Raw genomic sequence first — 11717 nt, 5'->3', positions numbered from 1 at the left:
AGTACAGGAAGGTGAATAATATATGCTAGGAGATTTTTTTGATAAATTAAAAAGTGGTCTTTCTAAAACAAAAAATGGTTTTACAAATAAAATAACAGATATGTTAAGCTCTACAGTTCGTATAGATGATGATTTATATGATGAATTGGAAGAAATTTTAATAACTTCAGATATAGGTGTGGAAACGTCTTTATACATAATAGATAAGCTCAAGGAAAAAATAAAAGAGAAAAATTTAAAAGATCCTGCGCTTGTAAAAGACTGTTTGAAAGAGGTAATAGTCGATATACTTGGAAATCAAAAAGGGAGCTTAATGCCTAAAAAGCTTCCAGAAACGATTTTGGTTGTGGGAGTAAACGGTGTTGGTAAAACTACTTCTATAGGTAAGATTTCAGCTAGACTTAAATTAAAAAACTTAAAAGTTATAATGGCTGCAGCTGATACTTTTAGGGCAGCAGCTATAGATCAACTTGAAATATGGAGTAAAAGAGCAGATGTTGATATAATCAAACATCAGGAAGGATCAGATCCTGCAGCAGTAGTTTTTGATGCTATTGAAGCTGCTAAAGCAAGAAAAGGTGATGTATTAATATGTGATACAGCTGGAAGACTTCATAATAAGAAAAATCTTATGAATGAACTTGAAAAAATAAATAGAATTATAGATAGAGAATTCAGTGAGTGCGGCAGAAGGACACTTCTTGTACTTGATGCAACAACCGGACAAAATGCCGTAATTCAAGCAAAACAATTTATGGAGGTTTGTCATATAGATGGTATAGTTCTCACTAAGTTAGATGGTACGGCTAAAGGTGGAATTGTAATTTCAATAAAACATCAACTTAACATACCTGTTGAATTTATAGGAGTTGGAGAAGGAATTGATGACCTTCAAGAATTCAATCCTATAGAATTTGTTAATGCTCTGTTCTAAGTATAGTACAATAAACTTTATGAGGCTGTTGCACTAAATAAAAATATTGCGAACTAACATTGATTTGCAACATTAAAAAAATTGTATAAATCTAATGTTGAAAAATCATAAAATCCTAAGAGTTTTCAATAACTCACTAACGTTCAGACAAATTGAAAACTCTAAGTATTTTATGATTTTTCAACCAAGATTTATTAGAATTTTTTTAAATCGTTGCTTCATCAATGTTAATTCGCTTTTGGAGTAAAACAAGGGAAAAATTCCTCCGTACCTACGGAATTTTAGGCATAAATTACATAGATTAAATTAGTAAATTACTATTTAGACAAGTAAACTTTCAATAATTCTACGAAGCTTGCAAAATTTAAATAACCGATTTAGTTTAATATATATATTATTTTTCGCAGAAAAGCGGAGAAAAATTTACCTTGCTTTTATTTAATGTTTCAAAATACTATTACTTCGTAATATTTATAAACTACGAATTATTAATTTTTAATGTAAAATGAAATTTTAGTAATCTTAAGTGATGTTAAGTAAAAATACTTGACATCACTTTTTTTATTTGATATTATAATATCATTGGTCGGTGGTTTATATGGAAGAAAGAATATATTATTCAATACTTTTAAGTACATATGGCACTCTGCTTACAGAAAAGCAGCTGAATGTTATGAAATTATATTATGATGACGATTTATCTATGCCAGAAATAGCAGAATTAAATAATACCACAAGACAGGCTATATATGATTTGATTAAGAGATGTCATAAAGTACTTTTAAATTATGAGCATAAACTTAAACTTTTAGATAAATATCATGAGAATGAAACTATTAAAAAAAATGTGAAAATTAAATTTGACATTTTGAAAAATAAAATTCATGATAAAGACAATATTAAACTAATTAATGACATTGAAAATGAACTGGATTCTTTTAAGTTATAAAGCAAGGAGGGATTTTACTTGGCTTTCGAGGGATTATCTTCAAAATTACAGATGGCAATGAAAAAACTGAGAGGAAAAGGTAAACTTTCAGAAAAAGATATAAAAGATGCTATGAGAGAAGTAAAGCTTGCTCTTTTAGAAGCTGATGTTAATTATAAGATAGTTAAAAACTTCGTTAAAGTAGTAGGTGATAAATGCTTAGGTAATGAGGTTATGGAAAGTCTTACTCCTGCCCAACAAGTTATAAAAATAGTTAATGAAGAACTTACTAACTTAATGGGTAAAAGTGAGAGTAAATTAGAATTTGAGGAGAATGGTATTACAGTTTTAATGGCAGTTGGTCTTCAAGGTGCCGGAAAAACTACTATGTGTGGTAAGCTTGCGCTTAGCTTAAAGAAAAAAAATAAAAAGCCACTTCTTGTTGCATGCGATATATATAGGCCCGCAGCTATAAAACAGCTTCAAGTAGTTGGAAAATCTATAGATATACCGGTTTTTTCTATGGGTGATAAAGTAAGTCCTGTTGATATATCAAAAGCAGCAATAAGTCATGCCAAAGAAAATGGCTTAAATGTAGTTATAATTGATACAGCAGGAAGACTTCATATAGATGAAGAACTTATGAATGAACTTCAAAACATAAAGAAAGAAGTAAATCCAAAAGAAATTTTACTTGTTGTTGATTCTATGACAGGTCAGGATGCTGTAAATGTTGCACAAAGTTTTAATGATAAACTTGAACTTACTGGTGTAGTACTTACAAAGCTTGATGGAGATACAAGGGGCGGTGCCGCTCTTTCTATAAGAGAAATGACGGGAAAACCTATTAAATATGTTGGTATGGGTGAAAAAATGAATGACCTTGAGGTTTTTCATCCTGATAGAATGGCTTCTAGAATACTTGGAATGGGGGATGTACTTACACTTATTGAGAAAGCTCAATCTGCCATTGATGAGAAACAGGCAAAAGAACTTGGAACTAGAATGCTAAATCAGGAGTTTAATTTTGAGGATTTTCTTCAAAGCTTTGAGCAAATGAAGAAATTAGGCCCTATGGGAAAGCTTCTTGAGATGATTCCAGGTGTTAATAGCAGTATGCTTAAGGGTGTGGATATGTCTAAAGGCGAAAGCGAAATGAAAAAATATGAAGCGATTATACATTCTATGACTGTTAAGGAAAGAAGAAATCCGCCTCTAATTAGCTCAAATGCTTCTAGAAAGAGAAGAATAGCTTTAGGCTCAGGAACTACTGTTCAAGAAGTTAATAAGGTACTTAAGCAGTTTGATCAAATGAAAAAAATGATGAAGCAATTTAAGGGAAATAAATTTTCTAAAAAAGGTCTATTTGGTGGTAAAATGCCATTTTAGTATAGATAAAGATTTTTTCTAGTTGAATTTAACTGGAAATCTTATAATCATAACTTTGAAGGAGGTGAGACATAATGGTAAAAATAAGATTAAAGAGAATGGGTGCTAAAAAAGCTCCTTTTTACAGAATAGTTGTAGCTGATTCTAGAAGTCCTAGAGATGGAAAATTCATAGAAGAATTAGGATATTATAATCCAACTACAGATCCTGTTACTTTTAAAGTTGATGCTGATAAGGTGGCTACTTGGATAAAAAATGGAGCTCAACCATCAGAAACAATTAAAAAGCTTTTAAATAAAAGTGGAGTAACAACTAAATAGTAATTTTTGGGGGTGTTTAACATGAAGCAATTGCTAGAGACTATTGCTAGGTCATTAGTAGATTGTCCTGATGAAGTTCAAGTTAGTGAAGTTACTGGAGAACAGTCTATTATACTTGAATTAAAGGTTGCACCTGAAGATATGGGAAAAGTTATTGGAAAACAGGGAAGAATAGCTAAGGCTATTAGAACTGTAATAAAGGCAGCAGCTGTAAAAGAAAATAAAAGAGTTGTTGTGGAGATAATATAAGAGTTAGGGTTTTCTAACTCTTATATTTTTAATGTAATTTTGAAAAAAATGAGTCTAAATTGCATTAAATATTATTTATAGGATATAATTTTAAATATAATATAGATTTTTTATGAGCTGCATATATTAAAGAATCTTATTAGCAGTTCGGAGGTACTTTGAATGGAAGATTTTTTAAGTATTGGACAAATTATAAATACACATGGTGTTCGCGGTGAGCTTAAAATTTATCCTCTGACAGATGATATTAATCGCTTTGATGAATTGGATAATGTCTACATTGATAATCAAATTAGAAAAGTAATTTCGGTAAAAAAACAGCCTAATAAAGTTATATTAAAATTAGAAGGAATAGACAGCATAGATGATGCTGTTAAATATAAAAATAAGTTTATACAAATACCACGTAAGGATTCAATTGAACTTAAAGAAGGGCAATATTTTATTAGTGATATTATAGGATGCAGTGTTTTTGACGAAAATGGTAAATTCTTAGGAAAAGTATATGATGTTATAAGTACAAAAAATAATGATGTGTACTGCATAAAAAGGTCAGGACAGCAAGATTTATTAGTTCCAGCGCTTAAGGACTTTGTTCTCGAGGTTGACATACAAAATGAAAAAATAAAGATAAGGGCTGTTGAAGAATGGTTAGAAGATTAAAGATAGATATACTTACTTTATTTCCAGAAATGTTTGACTTATTCAACTATAGTATGATAGGAAGAGCACAGAAAAATGGTATAGTTGAAATTAATACTTATAATATTCGTGATTACACTTTGGATAAGCATAGAAAAACTGATGATTATCCTTATGGTGGAGGTGCAGGCATGGTTATGACACCACAGCCTGCTATTGATGCTATTAAAGCTTTAAAGAAATTAAATAATGGTAAAGTCATTTTCTTGGGACCAAGGGGTAAAAAGTTTAATCAAGAGACTGCAAAAAAACTTTCTAAGGACAAGGAGTTTATAATATTATGTGGTCATTATGAAGGTATTGATGAAAGAATTTATAAATATATTGACGAAGAATTTTCATTAGGAGACTTTGTATTAACAGGCGGCGAAATGGCATGCATACCAGTAGTTGATAGTATATGCAGAATGATTCCTGGAGTTTTAAAGAGCAGTGAAAGTTACACAGAAGAATCCTTTTATAATGGCCTTTTAGAGTATCCTCAATATACAAGACCTGAAGAATTTGAAGGTGAAAGAGTACCAGAAGTTCTCCTCTCAGGTCATCATGAAAATATTAGGAAATGGCGAAGAAAGCAGGCTTTAGTGATAACTAAAGTTAGAAGAAAAGATTTATTTGATAAGTTTAATATGACTGAAGAAGATAAAAAACTCATGGAATGTGATGAAATATAGAGTAATTTAAATATATTATTGCATTAGATGGAGTTTTATGATAGAATTTAAATGTTATTGTGCAGGCGGTCCTCTGTTTCGAATTGGAGCATGAACGTCAAATATTTATAGGAGGTAATTGCACATGTTAAATGTTATACAAGAAATAGAAGCAGAACAAATAAGAAAAGATCTTCCTAGTTTTAATGTTGGAGACACAGTTAAAGTTGATGTTAAAATTAAAGAAGGCGGAAAAGAAAGAATTCAGGCTTTTGAAGGAACTGTAATCAAAAGACAGAATGGCGGCCTTAGAGAGACTTTTACAGTAAGAAGAGTTGCATATGGAGTTGGAGTTGAAAGAACTTTTCCATTAAATGCACCTATAATTGCTGGAATTAAAGTTGTAAGAAAAGGTAAAGTAAGAAGAGCTAAACTTTACTACTTAAGAAGTAGAGTTGGTAAAGCTGCTAAAGTAAAAGAAGTAAGATAAAAACAGGGGCGTATAGTCCCTGTTTTATTTAAGTAATTTTGCAAAGAATACAGTTAAGTTGCAGCTAGACAGTTGTTCGCTGTGATTTTTTATTTAAGTGATTTTGGTAGAAATATATTTAAATTGTAGAGAGCTTATGTTCTCTACAATTTCATTATTATGGTGGTGATAAAATTTGGTTAAAAGCTTAATTGAGTTTGGAAAATCTATATTGGTAGCAGTTATTGCTGCAGCGTTTATAATTTTATTTGTTTTTGAAACTGTAAGTGTAGACGGAACATCAATGTATAGCACACTTCAAAATAATGATAGATTAATAATTGAGAAGGTTTCTTATCATTTCACTTTTCCCCAAAAAGGGGATATAATAGTATTTAAATGCCCTAGTGATACAAGCAAAAAATTCATAAAAAGAGTTATAGCCGTTCAAGGGGATAAAGTTAAAATTTTAGATGATAAAGTTTATGTTAATGGAACTCAGTTAAATGAAAAATATGCTTACTATATGAATAAGCAAGTTACAGATGATCTTAGAGTTCATAATTTTGATGAAAAGACAGTTCCGCAAAATACAGTTTTTGTACTTGGAGATAATAGATATAATAGTTTAGATAGTAGATTTGAAAATGAAGTTGGTTTTGTAAATAAAAAACTCATAATAGGAAAAGAAGCTTTGAGAATTTATCCTTTTAATAAAATAGGAAAGGTAAGGTAATTATGGTAAATTCAATAAATTGGTTTCCAGGCCATATGGCAAAAACAAGAAGAGAAATAAGAGAAAATTTAAAATTAGTTGATGTAGTAATTGAAATAAGAGATGCTAGAATCGTATATTCTAGTAGTAACCCTGATATAGATAATATATGCAAAGACAAACCTAGGATAATTCTTTTGAATAAATCTGATTTAGCAGAAAAGGCTGTAACAGATAAATGGATAAATTCTTTATCTAATAAAAATGTAAAAGCTATTCCTGTAAATTGCCTTCAAGGTAAAGGATTAAATAGCATAAAATCTGTTATTAACAGTTTACTTAAAGAAAAGCTTGAAAGAATGGCTTCAAAGGGTATTAAGGAGTACACTATACGTGCAATGGTTGTAGGTATACCTAATGTAGGAAAATCTTCATTTATAAACAAAATGGCTAAAAACAAGATTGCTAAAGTAGGCAATAAACCAGGGTTAACTAAAAGTAAGCAGTGGATAAAAACTAATCTAGGAATAGAGCTTATGGATACTCCTGGAGTATTATGGCCTAAATTCCAGGATGAAGTAGTAGGACTTAATCTTGCACTTACAGGAGCAATAAAAGATGAAATAATGGATATAGAAGAGCTTTCATTAAAGCTTATAAAGGTTCTGCAAAAAAATTGTCCTGAAAAACTTATAGAAAGATATAGGATTGATACTATAGATGATGATGCTCTTATCAATATGCAAAATATAGCAGCCAAAAGAGGAGCATTATTAAAAGGCGGAGAGACGGATTACAACAGAGTATCTATAATGCTTATTGATGAATTTAGATCAGGAAAAATAGGAAAAATTTCTTTAGAAAGGCCGTGAAAATTTGGACTTTTTACAAATGAGTTTTAAGGAAATAAAAAATACTTTGGATGATATGGAAGAAGAAAGAAGATTAAGTGCCGCACATTCAATATTAGACGACAGCAGAAAAAATGTTCAATCTTTAGGAAGAAAAATTATAAATGCATACAATAAAAAACAAAATGAAATTACAAGAGTTAGAAAGTTATATGAATTTGATAAAAGGTTTGGAAATATATTAATTGCCGGAGTAGATGAGGTTGGCAGAGGACCTCTTGCAGGTCCGATAGTTGGTGCTGCGGTAATACTTGATTTAAATGTAACAAATGATTCAGATCTTATTTTAGGTATAAATGATTCAAAAAAAGTAAGTGCAAAAAAAAGAGAAGAACTATCTAAAATTATAAAAGAAAAGGCACTTGCATATGAAATAGCTCTTCTGGATAATAACGAAATTGATGAAAAGGGAATAAGCTGGTGCAATAATGAAATATTTAGAATAGCATGCAGTAAACTTAAAGTTAAACCTGAACTTGTAATATCAGATGGATACTCTGTAAAAGGACTAAACATAAGAAATAACTATATTATAAAAGGTGATGCACAAAGTGCAAGTATAGCATGTGCTTCTATAATAGCTAAAGTATATAGAGATGATTTAATGCATAAATTGTCAAAATTATATCCTCAATATGGTTTTGAAAGTAATGTAGGGTATGGTTCCAGAGAACATATAGATGCAATTAAGGAATATGGCGTTTGTCCAATACATCGTATGAGTTTTTTGAAAAACATTATATAATTTATTTAAAAAGCATTTGGTATAAAGTTTAATTCATAAGAATCATCTTGATAATTAAATACTATTTCTATTACATCGAACCTAAAATTATAATTTGATAGTCTTTTATCTGAAATATAATATTTAGCTGTGTTGTAGATTTTTAGTCTTTTTCTGCGATTAACGGCTTCTACAGGAAATCCATATGTATCATTATACCGTGCTTTAACTTCTGTAAACATAATGCAACTTTTGTCTTGTGCAATTATATCTAATTCTCCTAATCTGCATCTATAATTTTTATTACGTATAATATAGCCTAATTTTTTTAAGTAAAGTACAGCAATTTTTTCGCCATAATCTCCCACTTTTTTATTTAAATTATGCATATTGAGCCTCACTTTTGCTTTTATTTTTATAGTAAACGTTTTTTACACTTTAAGCTTTACACTATTTTTCCACCTATAAATTTTCTATATTGTAAAGCTTCAATTACATCTTTTGAATCTATTTCACGTCTGTTATTCATATCTGCAATTGTTCGTGATACTTTTAATATCCTTGTATATGCCCTCGTGCTTATTTGAAAGTTTGAAAATAGTTTTTTCATTATATTTGTACCATTACTATTTAATTTGCAGTATTTGTCAATGTGCTTTTTTTGCATTTGCGAATTATACTGTATATTATCATTTTTAAATCGTTCTTCTTGTATTTTTCGTACTTTAATTACTCTGGTACGTATATCTTTTGAACTTTCTGACACAAATTTTTTTTCAATTTCTTCATATTTAATTGAATTAACTGAAGAAAATATATCTATTCTATCAATAATGGCACTTGATAATTTTGATAAATATCTTTTCCTTTGATATTCTGTACAGGTACATTCTCTATCCGAGCCATAGTTACCGCAAGGACATCCGTGCAGTTTGAAAATTTGACACTTTGACAATCATTTACTAAAGGTGATACAAGGTTATATTTTATAGTTGCTTTAGGAACTTTTTGACCATATTTAATAGTAGTATCTATAGTTATTTTTTTTACAAGTATATGAACTATATCATACTTGTCTTGGAATTCAAGTTTATCTAGTTTTGATTTATAGTATTCAAGTTTATCAGACATATTATGTATTAATTTATTTTCATTATTATTATGCCTCTTGTTTGTTTTCAAATTGTTGATTAAGTTTAACAATTTCTTTTCTTCTTCTTGAATATCAAGCAGTTGATTTTTAACATCTTCTTCATTAATGATGTTTTTTCTAAATAAACTCAATATTTTTTCCTTTTCGCTATTTTTATTAGCTAAATTAGAATTCAATTTATCTAACGCATTTTTTATATTATCATTGTTATTGTTTGATGATTTTTGTTTTAAATGTTTGATATACTTATTATAATTTTTAAGTATATCTAAACATGTTTGCCATACTTCATTTTCAAGGAGATTTGCATTTATATTAAGATTGTTACATTTTATATTTAGAATCTTTTTATTTTCTTTTCCTAGCTTTCCCCTACAGGCATATACAGAACTTTTATTTGTATAACTTATTCCATAATAATTATATCCACAAATACCACATGATATAAGGCCTCGCAAAAGATATTGTCTCCTTTTGATATTTCTTTTGGAAATTAATTTGTTCTTTTCTTTCACTATTTGTGCTTTATTCCAAATTTCTTCAGAAACGATGGCGGGTACTTTTCTTATAATAGTTTTTTTCCTTCTAGTAGCACGTTTGCCATATTCATGTATACCTTTATAGGTTGTACTATTCAAAATTCTATCTATTGAACTACATCGCCATTTACCACTCACTTTTTTTGTCCTTTTTCCTTTACCTTTTCCGCAACTAGATGGTATACCTAAATTGTTTAAGTATACAGCTATATCTATAGTACTAAATCTTTTATTTGTGTACATATCAAAAATTTCACGTATTATTTTAGCTTCATTATTATTGATTTCTAAAAAGCCATCATTATTTTTTTCGTATCCATATGGCACGATTCCTCCCATCCATTTACCTTTTTTAGCAGCTATGGTAGCACCAAGAAATAATCTGTCAAGTATATTATTGCGTTCTAATTCAGCCATATTTAGATATGTAATGAATTGAAATCGTCCTGCTGGAGTATTTAAATCAAATGGTTCAGTCATACTCATTATTTCAACATTATATTTCCGTAAAGATTCAACTGTTTTTAATCCAGTAAGTGTATCTCTGCCAAATCTATCTATTTTCCAAACTAAAACGATATTGAAAAGACCATCTGATGCATCTTTAACTAGTTTTGATCCAGCGGGTCTATTAACAAATTCAATGGCACCACTTACACCATCATCTAAGTATTGACCATATATGTCGATATCTTTATTTGTTTTAATATATTTAATGTATGAAACAAGAGTTTCAATTTGATTTTCTATGGTTCCACGTTCTTTCTGATCATCAGAACTTACTCTACAATAGAGTGCTACTTTTTTCATTTATTAGTTCTCTCCTCTACATTTTTTCTATTAAATCTAATGATATTTAGTGCAGATGTAATGGCAATTTTTAATTGTTGTTGTTCATTATCATTTAATTTAGTATCATCTAATTTTAATTCCTCGCTGTTTAATACCATTTCAAGGGCATCTTCAATATCTTCTATGACATATTCAGTATTAGTTTCTGCTTTATACAAATAGTCAAATGAAACTCCGAGTGCATTTGCAACTTTCATAACAGTTGAACTATTTAGGTTTTGCCTAATTCCGCTTTCTATCTCAGATATAGTTGATGCACCTACGTGCGCTTTTTTAGACAGTGTATATGCATTCATACCTTTTTTTTCTCTAATATTTTTAATGTTCTTCCCTAATATAGAAACTTCCATTTTAATTATTCTCCCTTAAGATATATTTCCGTTTACAGAAACATTATATATGTAACAACGCTTACAGTCAATACTTTTGTGTAAATAATTGTAAAAATATTACTAAATGTGCATAATTATTTCTGATAACAGAAAGGAAATAGTTGTAATGCTAAAGAATAATAAGAAATGATGACATAATTTATTTTAAAGTTAAAATAAAGGAATTTTTTAATGTTGATTTTTTCTACATTCGGAAAGATAATAATAATATATTTACTGTTAACGGAAAAAGGGGGGGCGAATATTATTAATGAAATTGTCTAAATTAGCAAGAGAAAAAGGGTTCACATCAATGTATCAATTATCAAAAAAAGCACATGTTGGTGTGTCAACATTATCTGAAATAGAAAATGGAATAAGAATGGATATAAGATTAAACACAGCAGTTAAAATTGCACATGCATTAGGTGTTTCGGTTGAAAAAATTAATTTATGTATTGGGGATGCAGTAGAAGATGAAAACAAAAAAAGTTATTATTAATGGAAAAAGAAGGATTGTAATTGTTAATGATGTTTCTGGTGTAGATAAAACGCTAGAAGCAGTTTTAAGAGTAATGGGCTCTAATTGGGAATATGATAGCAATGGAGATGTAAAGAGCAAAGGTAAGAATTGAAGTGAAAAAATATGGTATACGCAGTTATAAGTAAGTTGTGATTGAGACTCAAAATATGGACAAACTAATGTTAAAGATAGTGGAATTGGAAGAAATAAAATAACAAAACTTATATATAAAGAAAATAGTAATTTACCATATTTTTATGTTGGAACTAAAACTTTAGTTGACAG

The 11717-nt window shown here is 29.2% G+C and carries 17 protein-coding genes; 13 read left to right on the top strand and 4 right to left on the bottom strand.

Annotated features, from left to right (window positions below):
* The first annotated feature begins 22 nt into the window (after positions 1 to 22).
* The 11 genes from ftsY (at position 23) to BEE63_RS00535 (ending at position 8015) form a co-directional block, all read left to right on the top strand.
* Complete coding sequence (gene ftsY / locus BEE63_RS00585; RefSeq protein WP_066019532.1) at positions 23 to 934, top strand: signal recognition particle-docking protein FtsY; 912 nt, start codon at positions 23 to 25, stop codon at positions 932 to 934.
* A gap of 598 nt (positions 935 to 1532) precedes the next feature.
* Complete coding sequence (locus tag BEE63_RS00580) at positions 1533 to 1883, top strand: putative DNA-binding protein (protein WP_066019531.1); 351 nt, start codon at positions 1533 to 1535, stop codon at positions 1881 to 1883.
* A gap of 18 nt (positions 1884 to 1901) precedes the next feature.
* Positions 1902 to 3251 (top strand): signal recognition particle protein, encoded by a 1350-nt coding sequence (ffh, locus tag BEE63_RS00575; RefSeq protein WP_066019530.1) that lies wholly within the window; start codon positions 1902 to 1904, stop codon positions 3249 to 3251.
* A 74-nt stretch (positions 3252 to 3325) separates the two neighbouring features.
* A complete protein-coding gene (gene rpsP, locus BEE63_RS00570; RefSeq protein ID WP_081312418.1) occupies positions 3326 to 3571 on the top strand; it encodes a 30S ribosomal protein S16 in 246 nt (81 codons plus the stop codon).
* A 21-nt stretch (positions 3572 to 3592) separates the two neighbouring features.
* Positions 3593 to 3820 carry a KH domain-containing protein gene (locus tag BEE63_RS00565; protein ID WP_066019528.1) on the top strand — a complete coding sequence of 76 codons (228 nt, stop codon included), beginning with the start codon at positions 3593 to 3595 and terminating at the stop codon, positions 3818 to 3820.
* Between the two features lie 162 nt (positions 3821 to 3982).
* The gene (gene rimM / locus BEE63_RS00560) at positions 3983 to 4483 is read left to right on the top strand and encodes a ribosome maturation factor RimM (RefSeq protein ID WP_066019527.1); all 501 of its coding nucleotides are present in this window, start codon (positions 3983 to 3985) and stop codon (positions 4481 to 4483) included.
* A complete protein-coding gene (gene trmD / locus BEE63_RS00555; RefSeq protein WP_066019526.1) occupies positions 4468 to 5196 on the top strand; it encodes a tRNA (guanosine(37)-N1)-methyltransferase TrmD in 729 nt (242 codons plus the stop codon). The genes rimM and trmD overlap by 16 nt, the downstream gene beginning before the upstream one ends.
* Before the next feature lie 124 nt (positions 5197 to 5320).
* Complete coding sequence (gene rplS, locus BEE63_RS00550; protein ID WP_066019525.1) at positions 5321 to 5665, top strand: 50S ribosomal protein L19; 345 nt, start codon at positions 5321 to 5323, stop codon at positions 5663 to 5665.
* Between the two features lie 175 nt (positions 5666 to 5840).
* Positions 5841 to 6380, top strand: coding sequence for a signal peptidase I (gene lepB / locus BEE63_RS00545; RefSeq protein ID WP_066019524.1), 540 nt, complete (start codon positions 5841 to 5843; stop codon positions 6378 to 6380).
* A gap of 2 nt (positions 6381 to 6382) precedes the next feature.
* Positions 6383 to 7231, top strand: a complete 849-nt coding sequence (gene ylqF, locus BEE63_RS00540) for a ribosome biogenesis GTPase YlqF (protein WP_066019523.1) — start codon at positions 6383 to 6385, stop codon at positions 7229 to 7231.
* Positions 7232 to 7250: 19 nt separating this feature from the next.
* Positions 7251 to 8015 carry a ribonuclease HII gene (locus BEE63_RS00535; protein ID WP_066019522.1) on the top strand — a complete coding sequence of 255 codons (765 nt, stop codon included), beginning with the start codon at positions 7251 to 7253 and terminating at the stop codon, positions 8013 to 8015.
* Positions 8016 to 8020: 5 nt separating this feature from the next.
* Here the strand turns inward: BEE63_RS00535 and BEE63_RS00530 are convergent, their stop codons facing one another.
* From BEE63_RS00530 to BEE63_RS00515, 4 genes are read right to left on the bottom strand one after another with little or no spacing between them, the layout of a single operon-like run.
* Positions 8021 to 8383 carry a YraN family protein gene (locus BEE63_RS00530; protein ID WP_066019521.1) on the bottom strand — a complete coding sequence of 121 codons (363 nt, stop codon included), beginning with the start codon at positions 8381 to 8383 and terminating at the stop codon, positions 8021 to 8023.
* Positions 8384 to 8439: 56 nt separating this feature from the next.
* Complete coding sequence (locus BEE63_RS21510) at positions 8440 to 8925, bottom strand: ATP-binding protein (RefSeq protein ID WP_242874893.1); 486 nt, start codon at positions 8923 to 8925, stop codon at positions 8440 to 8442.
* A complete protein-coding gene (locus BEE63_RS00520) occupies positions 8814 to 10496 on the bottom strand; it encodes a recombinase family protein (protein WP_066019519.1) in 1683 nt (560 codons plus the stop codon). Before BEE63_RS00520 ends, BEE63_RS21510 begins: the two co-directional genes overlap by 112 nt.
* Positions 10493 to 10888 carry a helix-turn-helix domain-containing protein gene (locus BEE63_RS00515; protein WP_066019518.1) on the bottom strand — a complete coding sequence of 132 codons (396 nt, stop codon included), beginning with the start codon at positions 10886 to 10888 and terminating at the stop codon, positions 10493 to 10495. Before BEE63_RS00515 ends, BEE63_RS00520 begins: the two co-directional genes overlap by 4 nt.
* A 292-nt stretch (positions 10889 to 11180) precedes the next feature.
* Here BEE63_RS00515 and BEE63_RS00510 point away from each other — a divergent pair, with 292 nt between their 5' ends.
* Together BEE63_RS00510 and BEE63_RS21505 are read left to right on the top strand one after the other, a co-directional pair.
* Positions 11181 to 11411: a helix-turn-helix domain-containing protein gene (locus BEE63_RS00510; RefSeq protein ID WP_066019517.1), complete on the top strand. Its 231-nt coding sequence runs from the start codon at positions 11181 to 11183 to the stop codon at positions 11409 to 11411.
* On the top strand, positions 11386 to 11544 hold the full coding sequence (locus tag BEE63_RS21505) for a hypothetical protein (protein WP_157797084.1): 159 nt from the start codon (positions 11386 to 11388) through the stop codon (positions 11542 to 11544). The genes BEE63_RS00510 and BEE63_RS21505 overlap by 26 nt, the downstream gene beginning before the upstream one ends.
* The last annotated feature ends 173 nt before the right edge of the window (positions 11545 to 11717 follow it).

The sequence above is a fragment of the Clostridium pasteurianum genome, from assembly GCF_001705235.1.
GTDB classification, from domain to species: domain Bacteria; phylum Bacillota; class Clostridia; order Clostridiales; family Clostridiaceae; genus Clostridium_S; species Clostridium_S pasteurianum_A.
The sequence above is the reverse complement of the archived record's forward strand: the minus strand, read 5'-3'. Positions and strand labels throughout refer to the sequence as shown.

Excerpts from the sequence above, each read along its gene's own strand:
- rpsP (WP_081312418.1), top strand. The coding sequence starts at position 3,326 with ATGGTAAAAATAAGATTAAAGAGAATGGGTGCTAAAAAAGCTCCTTTT.
- BEE63_RS00530 (WP_066019521.1), bottom strand. The coding sequence starts at position 8,383 with ATGCATAATTTAAATAAAAAAGTGGGAGATTATGGCGAAAAAATTGCT.
- rplS (WP_066019525.1), top strand. The coding sequence starts at position 5,321 with ATGTTAAATGTTATACAAGAAATAGAAGCAGAACAAATAAGAAAAGAT.
- trmD (WP_066019526.1), top strand. The coding sequence starts at position 4,468 with ATGGTTAGAAGATTAAAGATAGATATACTTACTTTATTTCCAGAAATG.
- BEE63_RS00510 (WP_066019517.1), top strand. The coding sequence starts at position 11,181 with ATGAAATTGTCTAAATTAGCAAGAGAAAAAGGGTTCACATCAATGTAT.
- rimM (WP_066019527.1), top strand. The coding sequence starts at position 3,983 with ATGGAAGATTTTTTAAGTATTGGACAAATTATAAATACACATGGTGTT.
- BEE63_RS00520 (WP_066019519.1), bottom strand. The coding sequence starts at position 10,496 with ATGAAAAAAGTAGCACTCTATTGTAGAGTAAGTTCTGATGATCAGAAA.
- BEE63_RS00580 (WP_066019531.1), top strand. The coding sequence starts at position 1,533 with ATGGAAGAAAGAATATATTATTCAATACTTTTAAGTACATATGGCACT.
- ftsY (WP_066019532.1), top strand. The coding sequence starts at position 23 with ATGCTAGGAGATTTTTTTGATAAATTAAAAAGTGGTCTTTCTAAAACA.
- BEE63_RS00515 (WP_066019518.1), bottom strand. The coding sequence starts at position 10,888 with ATGGAAGTTTCTATATTAGGGAAGAACATTAAAAATATTAGAGAAAAA.
- ylqF (WP_066019523.1), top strand. The coding sequence starts at position 6,383 with ATGGTAAATTCAATAAATTGGTTTCCAGGCCATATGGCAAAAACAAGA.
- BEE63_RS00565 (WP_066019528.1), top strand. The coding sequence starts at position 3,593 with ATGAAGCAATTGCTAGAGACTATTGCTAGGTCATTAGTAGATTGTCCT.
- BEE63_RS21505 (WP_157797084.1), top strand. The coding sequence starts at position 11,386 with ATGAAAACAAAAAAAGTTATTATTAATGGAAAAAGAAGGATTGTAATT.
- BEE63_RS00535 (WP_066019522.1), top strand. The coding sequence starts at position 7,251 with ATGAGTTTTAAGGAAATAAAAAATACTTTGGATGATATGGAAGAAGAA.